Source organism: Alphaproteobacteria bacterium, from assembly GCA_020638555.1.
Lineage (GTDB): Bacteria > Pseudomonadota > Alphaproteobacteria > Bin95 > Bin95 > JACKII01.
Genome location: JACKII010000004.1, coordinates 312,141 through 329,426 on the forward strand (window position 1 = coordinate 312,141; position 17,286 = coordinate 329,426).

Below are 17,286 nucleotides of genomic sequence, written 5' to 3' on the forward strand. Positions count from 1 at the left end.
GCTCGGCGACTCCCGCCGACACCGGCCCCGGGTCGTGGCTACGCCCCGCCCGGGGAACACCGGAGGCTTAGCGTGAAGGTGCCGACCTCGCCCATCGCGGAGGGTTTCCCGGACGGCGCGGGGCGCCGATCCGGGATCGGCCGCTCTCGGCGAACACCGGCGCTCGTGTCGAGACCGCCGGTGCCCCCCGAGAGCCGTTGGCGGCCGCCTCAGCCCTGCACCTTGTCCTGGGTTTTGGTGTCGAAGTCGCTGGCATCGTGACGCTCGTGCAACTGGTCCTCCGGCGGGCCGTGCAGGCGGTTGACCTTGCGGCCGCGGATCACCGCCGGGCGCGCGGCGATCTCCTCCTGCCAGCGGTTGACGTTCTTGTAAGTGTGCGCTTCCAGGAACTCGGCCGCGCCATAGACCTGATTCTTCACCAGCGCGCCATACCAGGGCCAGACCGCCATATCGGCGATGGAGTAATCCTCGCCGGCCAGGAACCGGTTGTCCGCCAGGCGCTGGTCCAGCACGTCGAGCTGGCGCTTCACCTCCATGGTGAACCGGTTGATCGGATACTCCATCGGCTCCGGCGCATAGGCGTAGAAGTGGCCGAAGCCGCCGCCCAGATAGGGCGCGCTGCCCATCTGCCAGAACAGCCAGGAGAGCGCCTCCGGCCGCACCGTCGGGTCCGTCGGCAGGAAGGCGCCGAATTTCTCGGCCAGATGCAGCAGGATCGCGCCGCTCTCGAACACGCGCACCGGCTTGGCGCCGCTGCGGTCCAGCAATGCCGGGATTTTCGAGTTCGGGTTGATCGCGACGAAGCCGCTGCCGAACTGGTCGCCATCGCCGATGACGATGGGCCAGGCGTCGTATTCGGCGCCGCTATGGCCCGCCGCCAGCAGTTCCTCGAACATGATGGTGACCTTGACACCATTCGGCGTCGCCAGCGAGTAGAGCTGGAACGGGTGCGTGCCGACCGGCAATTCCTTCTCGGTCTGGGCGCCGGCGGTGGGGCGGTTGATGCTGGCAAAGCGGCCGCCGGACGGCTGCTCCCATTTCCAGACTTTGGGCGGGGTGTAGCTCATGGGGAACCTCTCCTCGGATCTAACTGTCGCGGCAGATGTAAGCGCAAAGCGCGGCATTTGCACAGGGCGATTGCCGCCACACGGGACCCTTGCACCGTCTGCAACGATGCGCATGGTCCGTCATCGCGTTCCGAACATCCGGTCGCCGGCGTCGCCCAGGCCGGGCACGATATAGCCGTGGTCGTTCAGCCGCTCGTCGATGGCGGCGGTGAACACCGGCACGTCGGGATGCGCCGCCCGGAACCGCGCCACGCCTTCCGGCGCCGCCACCAGGCAGAGCAGCCGCAGGTCGCGTGCGCCCCGTTCCTTCAGCCGCCCAACCGCCGCCGCCGCCGAATTGCCGGTCGCCAGCATCGGGTCGATCGCCACCACCAGCCGCTCGGCCAGATCGTCCGGCGTCTTGCAGTAATACTCCACCGCCTCCAGGCTTTGCGGGTCGCGATAGAGGCCGATATGCGCCACCCGCGCGGCGGGCACCAGGCTCAGAATCCCGTCGCAGAAGCCCAGGCCCGCCCGCAGGATCGGCGCCAGCACCAGCTTCTTGCCCGCCAGCATCGGCGCCTGCATGGCGGCCACCGGCGTTTCGATCGGCACCGTCGTCATCTCCAGGTCGCGCAGCACCTCATAGGCCATGAGCATGCCGATTTCCTGGCAGAGCCGCCGGAATTCCGCCGTGCCGGTGGCGCGGTCGCGCATCAGGCTGAGCTTGTGCTGCACCAGGGGATGGTCGATCACGGTGAGCGGGGCGGCATCGGGCATGGCGGCGGGTCCTTGTCGGTGGGTAACGGCGGGGGGCGGCGGCGGCCCAGCCTACCGCCTCCGCCGCGCCAGTCCTACCGGAGCCGGCTGCCACATCGCGCCGGGCCGGGTTGCAGCGGCAGCGAAAACCGTGTTCCCCTGCTCGGCCAACGCATCACCGCCAACGCCACCATCGGAGGATCGCCCGCCATGACCGCTCCCCAGTCCACCCAGGTTGCGGGGCTCTATCGCCGCCGCATCGGCGATGTCGTCGTCACCGCCATTTCCGACGGCTATATCGACGCCCCGTTCGCCGCCCTGCAAAGCATCAGCGAGGCCGACGCCGACGCCATCCTGCGCCAGAGCTTCCGGCCGTCGCCGCCGCGCATCAACGTCAACACCTACCTGATCCAGTCCGGCGGCCGCACCGCCATCGTCGACACCGGCTCCGGCGACACGATGGGGCCGACGCTGGGGCATTTGTTCGACCTGATCGGCGAGTGCGGCGTGACGACGGCCGAGGTCGACACGGTGCTGCTGACCCACATGCACCCGGACCACTCCAACGGCCTGACCGCCGCCGACGGCACCAAGCTCTTCCCGAATGCCGAGATCGTGGTGGGCGAGGCGGACGTGAAGCACTGGCACGACGACGGCGCCCGCTCGCGCGCGCCCGAAAGCCAGCAGACCCGCTATTTCGACACCGCCCGCGCCCAGATCGCGCCCTACCGGGACCAGCGCAAGAACGCGGCCGGCTCGCCCTTCCCGAACGTGACCGCCGTGCCCCTGAACGGCCACACGCCGGGCCATACCGGCTATCTGGTCGAATCGAATGGCGAGGCGCTGCTGATCTGGGGCGACATCTGCCACGTGCCGGATATCCAGGTGCGCCGGCCGGAGGTCACCATGGCCTTCGACACCGACCCGCAGGCGGCCATCGCCGCCCGCAAGCGCGCCTTCGACATGGCCGCAAGCGACCGGCTGCTGGTCGCCGGCATGCACCTGCATTTCCCCGGCTTCTCCTACATGAGCCGCGAGGCCGACGGCTACCGCCTGATCCCGGAAGCCTGGGTGTTCTGACGCCCTCGTCCGAATCCCGACCGCCCTGGTCCCCGGCAGTGGCGGATTGCCCTGAACCCCGGAGGTGGCGGAGCCGCCGTCCGGGGCCGGTGTCCTCCTTCGAACACCATCGCGGCCGGTGTTCGAGCCCGCCGGCCGATCCCGGCCCTCGCCTCCGGCTCGGCCGGGAAACACAGACGTTTTGGGCTCCGGGCCCATTTCTCCCCGCCGCGCCCCTGTTCCCCGGAGGGGGCGGAGCCGCCGTCCGGGGCCGGTGTCATCCTTCGGACACCGCCCCCGCCGGTGTTCGCACCCGCCGGCAGATCCCGGCCCTCGCCTCCGGCTCGGCCGGGAAAGTGCCTCAGCCGGCCCGGAAGCGGGCGTCGCGCCAGGCGATGGCGGCCTTCAGGCCCTCCGCGTCGCGGATACGGGCGAATTCCCGCTTCTCCGGGCTGCTGCCGGAGTTCAACAGCACGTCGATGTCGAGGCTCGTGCGCAGGGCCGACGACAGGCCCATCGCCTCGTAGGAACGGTTGATCGCCTGCTTGGTCAGCCGCACCGAGCGGGTGGAGGCGCGGGCCATTTCGGCGGCCAGGCCCTGCGCCTTCGCCACCACCTCGCCCTCCGGCACGACGTGATTGACGATGCCCAGGCGCAGCGCATCCGCCGCGCTGACCTTGTCGTTGCCGGTCAGCAGCAACTCCTTCGCCGCTTTCGGCCCGGCCACCCAGGGCAGCAGCATGGCGATGACGCCGGTGCCGAAGCGCACCTCCGGCTCGCCGAACCGGGTGCCCTCGGCGGCCACGGTCACGTCGCAGGCGAGCGCCAGCTCGAACGCGCCGGCCAGGCAAAACCCGTGCACCGCCGCAATCGTCGGCTTGGCGGAATGCCAGAACTGCATGATGAAGTCGAACTGCAGGCCCATCTGCGCCTCCCAGTCCTCGACCGCGTCCATCTTGCGCGACGCCGCCGCCTTCAGGTCGAAGCCGGCCGAGAAGGCCCGCCCCTCGCCGCGCACGATGATGACCTCGACGGCAGCGTCGGCGTTCAGGTCGCGCACCGCCGCCAGGGTCTCGTGCATCAGTTCGTTGTGGAAGGCGTTCAACACGCGCGGCCGGTTGAAGGCGATGGTGGCGACGGGGCCGTCGCGCTCGACCAGAATGTGTTCGTAGGTCATGGGCGTTCCTCACAGGGTTTCGGGATTGGTCCCCGGTCTTAGCCCACCCCCAGCAGGATCAACAGCGCCGATGTGGTCAGCACCGAAAGCCCGGTGGTGACGATGATCAGCGACGAGGTGCGCCGCGTGTAGCAATCGTATTGCTGCGCGATCACGAACGCCACCGCCCCCACCGGCAGGCCCGCCAGGATAACCGCGCCTTCGGCCCAGCCGGGGGCGACGTCGAACACATAGCGCACCATCACCCAGGTGCAGAGCGGCTGCACGCCCAGCTTCAGCAGCGTCACCCAGCCGACCTCGCCCAGCCCGCTCAGCAGCGAGAACCCGGTCAGCGACAGGCCCAGCGCGAACAGCGCCGCCGGCCCCGCCGCCGACGCCATCAGGTCGAGGAAATTGCCGATGGGTGTCGGGATCGGCAGTTGCAACACCGACGCCGCCATGCCCGCCGCAATCGCGATCAGCAGCGGGTTTCGCACCAGAACGCCGGTCACCTGCCGCACCACGCGCAGCGCCGACGAGCCGCTGGCCCGGCTCGCCTCCAGTGTCGCGATGGTGGCGCCGACCATCAGCGCAATGCCCAGCAAGGTCGCGACAATGGCCGGCATGGCGCCGTCCTTGCCGAAGGCGGTCAGGAACAACGGGATGCCCATATAGGACGTGTTCGGATAGATCGCGTTCAGGCTGTAGAGCGCGAACATGTCCGGCCGATGCCGCAGCCAGAGCCGGTTCGCGGCGAACGCCAGCGCCAGGGTCAGCGCCGCGCCGGCCAGGAAGGCCGCGATGAACGGACCGTTGAGCACGTCGGCAATCGGCTGGCGCGCCGGAAAGGCGAACAGCACCGGCGGCAGGGCGAAATAATAGACGAACCGGTTCAGTGCCACCGCCGACTCCGGCCCCAGCACGCGAAACCGCCCGGCCAGATAGCCGGCGGCAATGATGGCGAAGACCGGGAAAACGACGTTGATCAGAACCGTCATGCGGCGGTTGCCTCTGCTCTGGCACCGGGGGAGGAATGATGCGGCACAGCCCTAGCCGGCGATGGCGAGGCCCAGCAGGGCGGCGACCGGCGTCAGCACCACGCCCAGCGAATAGCGGCGCACGGTCAGCGACCAGCCCGCCAGCGGAATGTCGTAGAGCAGCAGGCGCTGCGCGTTCATCATCATCCAGGCGTTGAGCAGCGCCAGCATCTGCGCCTCGCCGGCATTGGCGCTCAGCAGGGCCGCCACCACCGGCAGGATCAGCATCGGCCCGGTCGGCATCAACGCGCCGAAGGCCGCCGCGATCATCGCGCCGCCGAAGCCGGAGTCGGCGCCGACCCAGTGGCCGATCTCCTCGCTCGGCAGCAATTGCGCGACGAAGCCGGCGGAGACGATGGCCGGGATGATGACCGGGATCAGAAAAATCGCCTGGCGCTTGGAAATGCCCAGCGCCTCCGACAGCTTGCGGTCCGGGTGCAGCCACACCGCCAGGGCGAGCCCGATGGCGGCCGCCACCAGAATGAGAGTGGAAACGCTCATGCCTCGCCCCGCCTCACGTCCGGTCGATGCGCGGCCAGACGCGCTCGGGCCAGAGCCAGCGCACCAGCAGCCCCGCCACGATGGGCAGCGGCAGCGCCGCCAGCAGGCGCATGGAGGCCAGATGCTCGCCCAGGAACGACACCTCCCAGACCAGGAAGCGGTTCATGCCCAGCACGCTCCACGACATTATGAAGGTGACGACGGCCCCCACCTCGGCGCCGAAGCGGATCAGCATGGCCGCGATGGGATAGATCACCCACGGCCCGCCCGGCGCCAACGCGCCGGCGACCAGGCCGATGGCGATGCCCTTCAGGCCGGCATCGCGGCCCATATGCTTCGCCACCCAGTCGCGCGGCACCAGCACGGTCAGGAAGCCGTAGATGAACACGCCCAGCGCCATGCGCGGCACCGCCGTGACCATCAAACCCCAGTCCTCGGTCAGGATGCGCAGAACCGTGTCGAACCCGTACAAATACCAGCAAAGGCCGCCGCTGACGGTCATCAGCGACAGCGCGAAAATCGCAGGCCCGCGCCGGTTCGGTTTGGCGGGCGGCTTGGCGGGAGGCAGATCGGAAGCGGTCATCGGCCCTTGTTACTTCCCCTTCCGCCGCGGCGATAGCGGGCAACACACCGCGCCCGGCAGGCGGTCACCCGCGGCCCTGCCCTATTCCGCCGCCTTGCTGCCGGCAGCGAGGGCGCCCAGCACCTCGTCCGTATGCTCGCCCAGCTTCGGCGAGGCAAAGCGGATCGGCGGCCGCTCGCCATCCAGGGTGATCGGCAGCCCGTTCAGGCGGAAATCGCGGCCCGGCACCGGCAGCACCATGCCCACCGCCGCCAATTGCTCCGAGCGCGACAGCGCCGGCAGGTCGTTCACCGGCGAGCACGGCACGCCCACGGCCTCCAGCTTCGCAATCCAGGCGGCACAGGTGTCGGTCCGCAGCACCTCGGCGATGAGGGGGATCAGCACGTCCCGGTTGTCGCTCCGCGCCGCCGGCTGGTTGAAGCGGGCGTCCTCGCACCATTCCGGCTTGCCCACTGCGGCGGCGAATTTCAGGAACAACCGGTTGTTGCCGGCGGCGAGGCAGATCGGCCGGTCCGCGGTCTCGAACGTCTGGTAGGGCACCAGATTCGGTGAGGCCGCACCGGTGCGCACCGGCGTCTCGCCGGTGTAGTTGTAGGCGTTCAGCGGGTTGTTGACCCAGTGCACCGCACTTTCGAACAGCGAGCAGCCAATGACCTTGCCCTTGCCGGTGTGGCGTCGCTCCTCCAGCGCCGCCAGCGCGCCGATGACGGCCCACATGCCGGTGGCGGTGTCGTTGATCGCCGGGGCGCAGAAGGTCGGCGGGTCCTCGGCCCGGCCGGTGAGCGTCATCACCCCGCCATAGGCCTGGGCCAGCGGGTCCATGCCCGGATGGTGCTTCAGCGGCCCCGCGTCGCCGAAGGCGGAAATCTGGCAATAGATCAGGCGCGGATTGACCGCCAGCAGGTCCTGGCCGCCAAAGCCCCCGGCATCGGCCACGCCGGGGCGCAGATTCTGGATGCAGATATCGGCCGCACGGATCAGGGCATAGAGCTTGTCCAGATCGTCCTTCGCCTTCAGGTCCAGCACCACCGACTTTTTCGAGCGGTTGGTGGCGTTGAACATCAGCGAGGCATCCTCCGTCGCCATCACGCCCCAGAGCCGGGCGTCGTCGCCGCCATTCGGCTTCTCGATCTTCACCACGTCGGCGCCCAGATCGGCCAGGATCACGCCCGAAAGCGGGCCGGCCAGAGCCTGGCCGATCTCGACGACTTTGATACCCTCCAAGGGCAAACGAACGGTGGTCATGGGGCTTCCTTCCGGAGAATCTCGGTATTGCCGACGAGAATACGCACCGGCCGCCAACCGCGCCATCCCCGAAAGGGGGCTGGCTTTCCCCGCGCGACGGTGATGTAGTTTCGGGCAACGCGCAGCCGCGCCCCACCGCACGAGGACCCGCCCATGTCGTACGAAACCATCGAAGTCCGCCCGGTCACCCCGACCATCGGCGCGGAAATCCACGGCGTGAAACTGTCCGAGCCGCTCGGCAACCAGCAGTTTCAGGAGATCCACGACGCGCTGATGCAACACCAGGTCGTGTTCTTCCGCGACCAGGACATGACCCTGGAGCAACACAAGGATTTCGGCCGCCGCTTCGGTCCTTTGCACATCCATCCCTCGGCACCGGGGCCGGAGGGCCACCCGGAAATCCTGCGCATCCACGCCGACGAGAACTCCAAGCAGGTCGCGGGTCATCGCTGGCATTCGGACGTGAGTTGCGATCCGGAGCCGCCCATGGGCTCGATCCTGCACCTGCACACGGTGCCGCCCACCGGCGGTGACACGCTGTTCGCCAGTTCCGCCGCCGCCTACGAGGCGCTGAGCGAGCCGATGAAGGCCTTTCTCGGCGGTCTCACCGCCCGCCATGATGGCACGCCGAACTATCACCGCCGCGCCCGGGTCGACGGGCGGGTCGATACCAAGCAATACCCGTCCGCCGACCACCCGGTGATCCGCACCCATCCGGTGACGGGCCGCAAGGGCATTTTCGTCAACCCGGTATTCACCCAGGACATTGTCGGCATCCCCGAGGACGAGAGCAAAGCCATCCTCGAATTCCTCTATGCCCATAACCGGAAAGAGCAGTTCGTCTGCCGCTTCTCGTGGGAGAAGGATTCCGTGGCCTTCTGGGACAACCGGGCGGTGCAGCATCTGGCGATGTGGGATTACTTCCCGCAGGTGCGCAGCGGCAATCGCGTCACCGTCGCCGGCGACAAGCCGTACTGAGCCCCATGGCGATCATCCCGGCAGACTTCCGCTTCGAGCGCGGCCCCTATCACCACACCTTCACCGCCATCGGCCGCTGCCCGCGCACCGGCCGGCTCGGCATTGGCGTGGCGACCGGCGAGATGGGGGTGGGCGGGCGCGTGCCGTTCATCGTGCCGAATATCGGCGCCGTGGCGACCCAGGCGAACACCGACCCGCGCCTCGGCCCGCTCGCCTGCCGCCTGCTGGACCTCGGCTATCCGGCGGCGCGGGTGCTGGCGGAGCTGGAAGCGAGTGACCCCTATATCGGCTACCGCCAGCTCGGCCTTGTCGACCGCTGGGGCCACACCGCCGTGCGCACCGGCGAGCACAACTCGGCCTGGGCCGGCCACCGCGCCGGCCCCGGCTGGATCGCCATGGGCAACGCCCTGACCGCCGAAGACGTGGTCGCCGCCATGGCCGACGCGCTTGCCGTCAGCGAGGCGGAGGATCTGGAGACTCGCCTGATGCGCGCGGCCGAGGCCGGCGCCGCCGCCGGCGGCCAGCCGGACGGCCAGCGCTCCGCCGCGCTCTTGGTGTACGAGACGGCGGGCTTCGCCATCGTCAACCTGCGCGTCGACGAGAACCCGAACCCGACAGCGGAACTGCGCCGCCTGTTCGACAAGCTTTACCCGCTGATCCCCTACTACCGCGAGCGCCCGGACAACCCGACCATCGGCCGGGTGCGCGACTGGGCCAAGGCCCACGGCATCGACTTCTGAGGCCGGCCTACCGCCATTGGGGCCGCTCTACGGCCACCGCCCCGTGCCTGACACGGGGTCCATGCCTGAGACTCGGCAACGGGTTCGCATTGGGGGAGACAGGCTCGGAAGGAGGCCCCGGCTCAAGGCCGGGGAAGCAAGAGCGGCCGGGGACAGCATCGACTTCTGAGGCCACTCTCTCCACCGCCCCGTGCCTGACACGGGGCCCATGCCTGAGATTCGACAACGGGTTCGCTTTGTGGGAGACAGCCTCGGAAGGGGGGCCCGGCTCAAGGCCGGGGAAGCAAGAGCGGGTTCTTTTCCCGCTGGCTCACCACCCCATCTTCCCTGTCCCCGCGAAAGCGGGGACCCATGCCTGAGAGACCAACACAGAGTCCCTGTCCTGTGAGAAGCTCTCAGGCATGGGCTCCCGCTTGCGCGGGAGATGGGGTAGGAGAGTGGGTCAACCCGTGCCGAAAGCGCTCCAAAAGAAGCCAGGGCTGCGATGCGGTCAAGGTCCAACAGGCAAGAGGCACCCAACCTCCCCTGCACCCGTCCTACCGCATGTCGATATCCAGCCCCAGGTCCAGGCTTTTGGCGCTGTGGGTGAGCCAGCCGGCGGAGATCAGATCGACGCCGCTGGCGGCAATCGCCGGCACACTCTCCAGCGTGATGCCGCCGGAGGCCTCGGCGACGGCGCGGCCGTCGATAATGCCCACCGCCTCGCGCAGCACATCGGGTGGCATGTTGTCCAGCAACACCGCGTCCGGCGCCGCGGTCATGGCGTCCCGCAACTGGTCGAGCGTATCCACCTCGATCTCGATCTTGACCAGATGGCCGATGCGCTCGCGCGCCCGCTGCACCGCGACGGCGACGCCGCCAGCCAGCGCCACGTGGTTGTCCTTGATCAGCACGGCGTCATCCAGGCCGAAGCGGTGATTGGCGCCGCCGCCGGCGCGCACCGCCGCCTTTTCCAGAAACCGCAGGCCGGGCGTGGTCTTGCGGGTGCAGGTGATGCGGGCCCTGGTGCCCTTCGCTGCCTCCACCAGTTCCGCCGTAGCACTGGCGATGCCGGAGAGGTGGCAGAGAAAGTTCAGCGCCACCCGCTCCGCCGAGAGCATGGCCCGGCCGGAGCCGGCAATGCGCATGACGACGTCGCCGGGCGCGACCGGGCTGCCGTCCGGCCGCACGATCTCGCACTTCATATCCGGCGCCAGCAGGCGGAAGGCCAGCGCCGCCACGGTGACGCCGGAGACGACACCGGGCTTGCGCGAGGCAATCACCGCCTCCGCCATCTGGCCGTCCGGCACCAGCGCATCGGTGGTGATGTCGCCGGCGCGGCCCAGGTCTTCCAGCAGCGCCGCGCGCACCACCGGCTCGATCATCACGTCCGGCAGGGCGGAGGTCGGGCTTGCCATGACGGGAGGCTCCTCAGACGACGGCCAGCATGCGTTCGACCGCGGCGCGGGCGCGGGCGGCCACGTCCGGGTCGACCTCGACCACCGGCTGCATGGTCTCCAGCGCGCGCCGGATCTTGCCGAGCGTGATGCGCTTCATGTGCGGGCAGAGGCCGCAGGACTTCACGAACTCCACCTCCGGCAGTTCGGCGGCGATATTGCTGCTCATGGAGCACTCGGTCAGCAGCAGCACCCGCGGCGGCTTCTGCGTGCGGACATAGTCGGTCATCTCCGCCGTCGAGCCGGCAAAGTCCGCCGCGGCGATCACGTCCGGCGGGCATTCCGGGTGCGCGACGACCACCACGTCGTCCATGGTATCGCGGAAGGTCTGGATGTCCTCGCCGGAGAACTCCTGGTGCACCTCGCACTTGCCCTTCCAGGTCAGGATTTCCACGTCGGTCTTGGTGGAGACGTAATGGGCCAGATACTCGTCCGGGATGCACAACACCCGCGGCACGCCCAGGGACTCGATCACCTTGATGACATTGCCCGACGTGCAGCAGATGTCGGATTCCGCCTTCACCTCGGCGGAGGTGTTGACATAGGTGACCACCGGCACGCCCGGATACTTGGCCTTCAGGTCGCGCACGTCCTGGCCGGTGATCGAGGACGCCAGCGAACAGCCGGCCTCCATATCCGGCATCAGCACGGTCTTTTCCGGGTTCACCAGCTTGGCGGTCTCGGCCATGAAATGGACGCCGGCCAGCACGATCACGTCCGCGTCCGACTTGGCCGCCTCGCGCGCCAGCGCCAGGCTGTCGCCGACAATGTCGGCCACGCCGTGGAAAATCTCCGGCGACTGGTAGTTGTGGGCCAGCACGATGGCGTTGCGCTCGCGCTTCAGCCGGTTGATGGCGTCGATTTCCGGCGCGAACAACTGCCACTCGACGCTGGGGATCATGTCCTTCAGCTTGGCATAGATGGGCGCGGTGCGGGCCTCCACCTGCGGGGTAAACGGCAGGCGGGCAGGGCGGGTCAGAGCTTCAGCAACGGGCATGAGGCGCTCCTTTTGCTCTAATTGAGCATTATGCAGTCCAAAAAAAACCGCTCGAACGAGAGTTATACTCGGTTTGAGCATATGCTGCGTAGAAGAATAGGTTGTGCAACAAAAGTGTCAAGTCACATTTGCTCAGAAAGAGAAAAACAACCGCATCGGCGGCCGCTTCGGGCGTGTCAGAGCGCCCCCGGCCGTCGGCCGGCGCTGACGCGCAGGCCCGGCGCCGGCCGCTCCAGCAGCACGTCCTCGCGGAAGCGCATCAGCTTGGCCGGGCGGCCGCCGGTGTCCGTCGCGACGCCGCCGGTGTCCTCTACCAGGTTCTGCTGCTCGACCAGTCGACGGAAATTCTGCTTGTGCAGGGCAATGCCGGAGAGCGCCTCGGCCGTGCGCTGCAATTGCGACAGGGTGAAATCGGGCGGCATCAACTCGAACAGCACCGGGCGGTACTTGATCTTGGCGCGCAGGCGGCTGATGGCGGTGGCGGCGATGCGGCGGTGGTCGGCCGCCAGCGACACGCCAAAGGTCGCCCCCTGGGTGCGCGGCGGCGGCGCCTCGCGGTCGCGGAAGGCCTCGTCGACCAGCCCCGCCGAATACAGCATCTCGTAGCGTTCCAGCGCCCGTTCCTCGTCCCAGGGCACGCGGCCGGTGCCGAAGGTCAGGTCGACCCGCTCCTCCCAACCGGTGCGGCGCGCCACGCCGCTCTCGCAGCCCCAGGCGACCAGGCGCTCGCGCAGTTCGCGCACGACGGCCGGTTCGCCCTCGCGCCGGTCTTCCCAGGGAAACAGGGCGTACCAGGACAGCCAGTGCGCCTGCATCTCCAACTGCTCGGCCGTCATCGCCACCAGGGCGAGATAGGCGATGGAGACGGCCCGATGGTCCACCCCCTCCCCCGCGTCCAGCGGCGAGGAGGTGCGATCGCCAAAGGTGTAGAGCTGTTCCACATATTCCAGCCGGCACTTGGTCTGCGCCTCCACCCAGGCGCGCAGGCCGGCCTGGAGCGTGCGATGGCCCGCGACCAGCGGCCCGGACGGCAGCGCGACGCCGGGCGCCTCGTCGGTGTCGACGGTCAGCACATAGGGCTGGCCGCCATCGACCGCGACCACCACGGCGATCAGGTCGATGCGGACGCGGCTTTCGGTGGCAATCGCCGACATCGTGCTCCCTGGTTGTTATGGTTGGATCCGGCGCGCCAGAGGTAGTCGATTTCGCTCTGCACAACAAGCCGACAGACCGTCTCCAGATCGCTTTCGGTACTGGTTGAACCCCTCTCCTGCCCCATCCGCCGCGCAAGCAGGGACAGGGAAGCAGGACTGGTGAGCCAACTGGGAAAGACTCCGCCCTAGCCGCGCAGATGCGGCAACACCTCCGTTTCCAGCAGGCGCTTGGCCTCCGGCCCCGCCGCGTTGCGGCCGTCGCGCCAGCCGCCGTTCAGCACCACCTTGGAGAGCCCCAGCGCCTCCAGGCTCCGCAACCGCTCCACCACCCGTTCGGGCGGGCCGACGACCGCATAGTCCTCGATGAAGCCGGGGGTCAGCACCCCCGCCTGGGCCGAGTCGCCGTGGGTGTGCTTTTCCATGTCGTAGGCGGTGCGCAACGACTGCATCACCGACGCACTCTCCTCGGACAGCGGGCCGGCGGTCTTGCCGTGCAGCACGGCGAAGCGCGCGAACACGGTCAGGCCGCCGCGCACCAGACTGTGGGCCGCCTCCCGGTCCGGGTGGCAGCCGCAGGAGACGTAGGCGCCGAAGTCGAGCGCGTCCGGGTCCAGGCCGGCCGCGCGCCGCGCGGCGCGGGCGACCTCCATGCCCCACCGGATGCGCTCCGGCACGGCGCCGAGGGCGAACATCACCCGGTCGCCCCGGCGCGCGGCGGCAGCGATGACCTTCGGCCCGGTCGCCGCCACCTCCACCTCGACCTTGCCGTCGCGGGCGACCGAGGGGCCGATCCAGGCGATGCGGCTTGCGTCCGGCGCGTGGGCCAGGTCGAGTTCGGCCACGGGCGGGGCGATGGCTTCCGGCAGGTCGACCAGGTCCTGGAACGGCACGTCGCCGCCGGCCAGATAGGTCTGCAACTGCGCCAGATAGCGCTCGAACGGCCCCAAGCGCGATGGCGCGCGACCCAGATGCGCCAGCGCCGAGTCGCCCCGGCCGATGCCCAGCACCATGCGGCCGCGGCTGACGCTCTGCACCGTCGCCGCCGCCGAGGCCAGTACCGCCGGTTGGCGCGTCACGGTGTTGGAGACCGCCGTGCCGAGCTTCAGCCGGTCGGTCACGGTGGCGGCCATGGCCAGGGCCACGAACGGGTCGGCGGCCAGATTCTGCGAGTCGACGACGGCGAGGCCGTCCCAGCCGTTCTCCTCCATATCGCGGGCCACGTGCAGGATGCCGCGGGGCGCCGGGACGCCGCTGGACCAGATTTCCATGAGAGCGCTTCCTTATGCCTTCGGTGTTTTCGGGCTTGGCGAGCCGCCATTGTCACTAGCATCATGCCGGGCAATGCCGATGACAACCGGGAACCACCGCATCATGAAACCGCAAGCGCTCGCGGGTATCCGCGTTCTGGACCTGACCCAGATCTACCAGGGCCCCTATGCCACCTTCCTGATGGCCATGGCCGGGGCCGAGGTGATCAAGGTAGAGCCGCCGGGCGGCGAACGCACCCGCCGCGGCGGAGGCGCCAACACGCCGCTGGCCTTCGCCATGCTGAACTCGAACAAAAAAAGCCTGACGCTCGACCTGAAAAAGCCCGCCGCCAAGGAACTGCTGCTCTCCATGGTCGAACAGGCGGACGTGGTCTGCGAGAACTTCGCCCCCGGCACCATGGCCCGGCTGGGCCTCGGCTGGGAGGTGCTGCGGGCGCGCAATCCGCGGCTGATCTACGGCGCCGCCAACGGCTATGGCAGCTTCGGGCCGGACTGGGACCAGCTCGCCATGGATCATACCATCCAGGCCGCAAGCGGCATTATGAGCATCACCGGCGAGGCCGGCGGGCCGCCGGCGCGGGCGGGCGGCCAGGTTTGCGACTTCATGGGCGGCATCCATTTCTATGGGGCGCTGATGACGGCGCTGCTGGGCCGCGAGCGCACCGGCGTCGGCACGCGGGTGGAGAGCGCCATGATCGAGGCGATCTATTTCAATCCGTCAAGCGAATACTCCCACTATCACCGCACCGGCGAGATCCCGCCCCGGCGCGGCGACAAGTCGGCCGGCCAGACCGCGCCCTATGGCCGGTACCAGTGCTCGGACGGCTGGGTGGCGCTGATCGTCGTCAGCGAACCGCAATGGAAGAGCCTCTGCCGCCTGATCGGGCGCGAGGAATGGGCCGACGATCCGGCTTTCGGCGGGCCGGTGCAGCGCTATGAGCACGAGGACGCCATCAACGCCGCCATCTCTGCCTGGACCGGAACGCGCTCGCGCGACGAGGCGTTCGCGGCGATGCGGTCCGCGCGGCTCGCGGTGGCGCCGGTGCGCGACGTGGTTGAGGTGATGAACGACCCGCACCTGCACGCCCGCGGCATGCTGCACCGCATGCAGCATCCCTATATGGGCGATGTGGTGCTGCCGGGCTCGCCGCTGCGCCTGCTCGACTACGAGACCGAGGCGCTGCAATTCTTCCCCGAGGCAGGGGCCGACAGCGCCGCGGTGCTGGGCGAGTGGCTGGGTCTGGACGCCGGCGCAGTGGAGGGCCTGCGCGCGGAGGGCGTGGTGTAGGCCTCCAATGTTCCCCGGGCGAGGCGGAGCCAAGACCCGGGGCCGGCGTCATCCTTCGAACACCGCCACCCGCGGTGTTCGCGAGGGCGACCGATCCCGGATCGCCGCGCTGCGACGTCCGGGAAAGACGCGCATGGGCTTAGACGAATGCCGGTGGCATCAGACCCCCGATGTTCCCCGGGCGAGGCGGAGCCGAGATCCGGGGCCGGTGTCATCCTTCGGACACCGCCGCCCGCGGTGTTCGCGAGGGCAACCGATCCCGGATCGCCGCGCTGCGACGTCCGGGACATACGCGCATGGGCTCAGACGGATGCCGGTGGCGTGCGGCCGCGGATCAGGTCGGCGCCCTTCTCGGCGATGGCGATAGTGGCGGCGAAGGTGTTGGCGGACGGCAATAGCGGCATGACCGACGCGTCCACCACCCGCAGCCCTTCCAGGCCGTGCACCCGCAGGGCGTCGTCGACCACCGCCATCCGGTCGGTGGAGGGCCCCATTTTCGCCGTCCCGACAAGGTGATAGCCCGTATTTCCCTTGCGCCGCGCGAAGTCCAGCCACTCGTCGTCGCTCTGGACGGAGGGGCCGGGCAGGGTCTCGTGGTCGAAATACGCGGCGAGTTCGGGCCGGTGCAGGATCTGCCGCGCCAAGCGCAGGCCCGCGAGCGTGATGCGCCGGTCGGCCTCGGCGGCGAGATAGTTGGGCTGGATCGCCGGCGGCTCGGCCGGGTCGGCGGAGCGGGCGCGGACATAGCCGACGCTCTCCGGCCGCGGCTGCGCGGCGCCGCAGGTCAGGCCCGGAAACTCGTCCAGCACATAGACCTTGCCGTCCTGATAGCTGCCGGGCGTGAACAGGATGCGCAGGTCCGCGTCCTCCAGCGAGGGGTGCGACTTGCCGTGCACGAAGGCGATGGTCGGGCAGAGCGCCAGCACGCTCGGCCGGCCCATGGCCCATTTCGCCACCTCCAGCGGCAGGCGCGGCCAGCGGGCGAACTCGTTGATGGTGCGCACATTCTTGGCGCGGGCCGTCATACGCACCGAATAGTGGTCGCGCAGGTTCTCGCCGACACCGGGGAGCGCGTGGCGGACGGGAACGCCGATGCCTTGCAGATGCTCCGGCGCGCCGATGCCGGAAATCTGGAGGATTTTCGGCGAGTTGGCGGCACCGGCCGAGAGAATGACCTCGCGGTCGGCGGCGACTGTGTACTCGGTCCCGGAGCCGTCTCGGTAGCGCACGCCGGTGACTTTGGCGCCGTCCAGTTCCAACGCGACCACCTGGGCGCGGGTGCGGAGCGAGACATTCGGGCGTTTCAGGGCCGGTCGCAGGAAGGCCTTGGCGGAACTGACCCTTTTCCCCTTGTGAATGTAGCGCTGAAAATACCCGGTGCCGAACTGGAAGCCGGAATTGTAGTCCGCGGCGCGCGGAATGCCGGCGCCGGCGGCAGCGTCGAGGAACGCCTCGGCGAGCGGGTTGATCCAGTCCATGTCGGTGATGGGCAGTTCGCCGGACTGGCCGCGGTGGCGGGCGTCGCCTTCGGTCAGGCGGGTTTCGGAGCGGTTGAAATAGGGCAACAGGTCGTCGAAGCCCCAGCCGCGATTGCCCATCTGGGCCCAGACGTCGAAATCCGCCCGCTGGCCGCGGTTGTAGACCATGCCGTTCACCGAACTGGACCCGCCCACCACCCTGCCCTGCGGCAGGGCGATGGAGCGGCCATCAAGGCCCGGCGCGGGCTCGGTCTGGAACGGCCAGAGGAAGCGGTCGCCATAGAGGGTTTTGACGAAGCCGGCGGGAATGTGGATCAGCGGGTGCTTGTCGTCACCGCCCGCCTCCAGCACGCAGACGGAGGCCTGGCCGTCCTCGGACAGGCGGTTGGCAAGCACGCAGCCGGCGGCGCCGGCGCCGACGATGACATAGTCGAAACGGTCCATGGACAGGTTCCCGGACGGACGGGCGGATGAGCGCGCCGATGGTGCCAGCGGTGGGCCGGGGTGTCGATGGGGATGCGAAGGTGGCGGCAGGGTGCGGGGCCGTGGGCCGTAAACGAT

At 69.1% G+C, this 17,286-nt stretch carries 16 protein-coding genes; 4 read left to right on the top strand and 12 right to left on the bottom strand.

The window, feature by feature from the left end; translation table 11 throughout:
* Positions 1-209: 209 nt before the first annotated feature.
* Together yghU and upp are read right to left on the bottom strand one after the other, a co-directional pair.
* A complete protein-coding gene (gene yghU / locus H6844_15400) occupies positions 210-1,067 on the bottom strand; it encodes a glutathione-dependent disulfide-bond oxidoreductase (protein MCB9930787.1) in 858 nt (285 codons plus the stop codon).
* A gap of 120 nt (positions 1,068-1,187) precedes the next feature.
* Positions 1,188-1,826, bottom strand: coding sequence for a uracil phosphoribosyltransferase (gene upp / locus H6844_15405; GenBank protein MCB9930788.1), 639 nt, complete (start codon positions 1,824-1,826; stop codon positions 1,188-1,190).
* A gap of 189 nt (positions 1,827-2,015) precedes the next feature.
* On the opposite strand from upp, the gene H6844_15410 reads away from it, so the two are divergent.
* Entirely contained in the window at positions 2,016-2,885 is an 870-nt protein-coding gene (locus H6844_15410) for an MBL fold metallo-hydrolase (GenBank protein ID MCB9930789.1), read from the top strand.
* A gap of 340 nt (positions 2,886-3,225) precedes the next feature.
* Here H6844_15410 and H6844_15415 read toward each other — a convergent pair whose 3' ends face one another.
* The 5 genes from H6844_15415 to H6844_15435 form a co-directional block, all read right to left on the bottom strand.
* Positions 3,226-4,041 (bottom strand): enoyl-CoA hydratase/isomerase family protein, encoded by an 816-nt coding sequence (locus tag H6844_15415; protein MCB9930790.1) that lies wholly within the window; start codon positions 4,039-4,041, stop codon positions 3,226-3,228.
* A gap of 38 nt (positions 4,042-4,079) precedes the next feature.
* The gene (locus tag H6844_15420; protein MCB9930791.1) at positions 4,080-5,018 is read right to left on the bottom strand and encodes an AEC family transporter; all 939 of its coding nucleotides are present in this window, start codon (positions 5,016-5,018) and stop codon (positions 4,080-4,082) included.
* Positions 5,019-5,069: 51 nt separating this feature from the next.
* A complete protein-coding gene (locus H6844_15425; GenBank protein MCB9930792.1) occupies positions 5,070-5,558 on the bottom strand; it encodes a hypothetical protein in 489 nt (162 codons plus the stop codon).
* Positions 5,559-5,571: 13 nt separating this feature from the next.
* On the bottom strand, positions 5,572-6,141 hold the full coding sequence (locus tag H6844_15430; GenBank protein ID MCB9930793.1) for a permease: 570 nt from the start codon (positions 6,139-6,141) through the stop codon (positions 5,572-5,574).
* An 81-nt stretch (positions 6,142-6,222) separates the two neighbouring features.
* Positions 6,223-7,386, bottom strand: coding sequence for a CoA transferase (locus H6844_15435; protein MCB9930794.1), 1,164 nt, complete (start codon positions 7,384-7,386; stop codon positions 6,223-6,225).
* A gap of 153 nt (positions 7,387-7,539) precedes the next feature.
* On the opposite strand from H6844_15435, the gene H6844_15440 reads away from it, so the two are divergent.
* Together H6844_15440 and H6844_15445 are read left to right on the top strand one after the other, a co-directional pair.
* On the top strand, positions 7,540-8,364 hold the full coding sequence (locus tag H6844_15440; protein MCB9930795.1) for a TauD/TfdA family dioxygenase: 825 nt from the start codon (positions 7,540-7,542) through the stop codon (positions 8,362-8,364).
* Positions 8,365-8,369: 5 nt separating this feature from the next.
* The gene (locus tag H6844_15445; protein MCB9930796.1) at positions 8,370-9,104 is read left to right on the top strand and encodes a DUF1028 domain-containing protein; all 735 of its coding nucleotides are present in this window, start codon (positions 8,370-8,372) and stop codon (positions 9,102-9,104) included.
* A gap of 536 nt (positions 9,105-9,640) precedes the next feature.
* Here the strand turns inward: H6844_15445 and H6844_15450 are convergent.
* The 4 genes from H6844_15450 to H6844_15465 form a co-directional block, all read right to left on the bottom strand.
* Positions 9,641-10,501 (bottom strand): carboxylating nicotinate-nucleotide diphosphorylase, encoded by an 861-nt coding sequence (locus H6844_15450; protein ID MCB9930797.1) that lies wholly within the window; start codon positions 10,499-10,501, stop codon positions 9,641-9,643.
* 13 nt (positions 10,502-10,514) lie between these two features.
* The gene (gene nadA / locus H6844_15455) at positions 10,515-11,537 is read right to left on the bottom strand and encodes a quinolinate synthase NadA (protein MCB9930798.1); all 1,023 of its coding nucleotides are present in this window, start codon (positions 11,535-11,537) and stop codon (positions 10,515-10,517) included.
* A 176-nt stretch (positions 11,538-11,713) separates the two neighbouring features.
* Positions 11,714-12,691 carry a hypothetical protein gene (locus tag H6844_15460; protein ID MCB9930799.1) on the bottom strand — a complete coding sequence of 326 codons (978 nt, stop codon included), beginning with the start codon at positions 12,689-12,691 and terminating at the stop codon, positions 11,714-11,716.
* Between the two features lie 185 nt (positions 12,692-12,876).
* Positions 12,877-13,959, bottom strand: coding sequence for an LLM class flavin-dependent oxidoreductase (locus H6844_15465; protein ID MCB9930800.1), 1,083 nt, complete (start codon positions 13,957-13,959; stop codon positions 12,877-12,879).
* A 103-nt stretch (positions 13,960-14,062) separates the two neighbouring features.
* Between H6844_15465 and H6844_15470 the strand changes: the two genes are divergently transcribed.
* Positions 14,063-15,247, top strand: coding sequence for a CoA transferase (locus H6844_15470; protein ID MCB9930801.1), 1,185 nt, complete (start codon positions 14,063-14,065; stop codon positions 15,245-15,247).
* 302 nt (positions 15,248-15,549) lie between these two features.
* Here the strand turns inward: H6844_15470 and H6844_15475 are convergent, their stop codons facing one another.
* Entirely contained in the window at positions 15,550-17,169 is a 1,620-nt protein-coding gene (locus H6844_15475) for a GMC family oxidoreductase N-terminal domain-containing protein (GenBank protein ID MCB9930802.1), read from the bottom strand.
* Positions 17,170-17,286 lie beyond the last annotated feature (117 nt).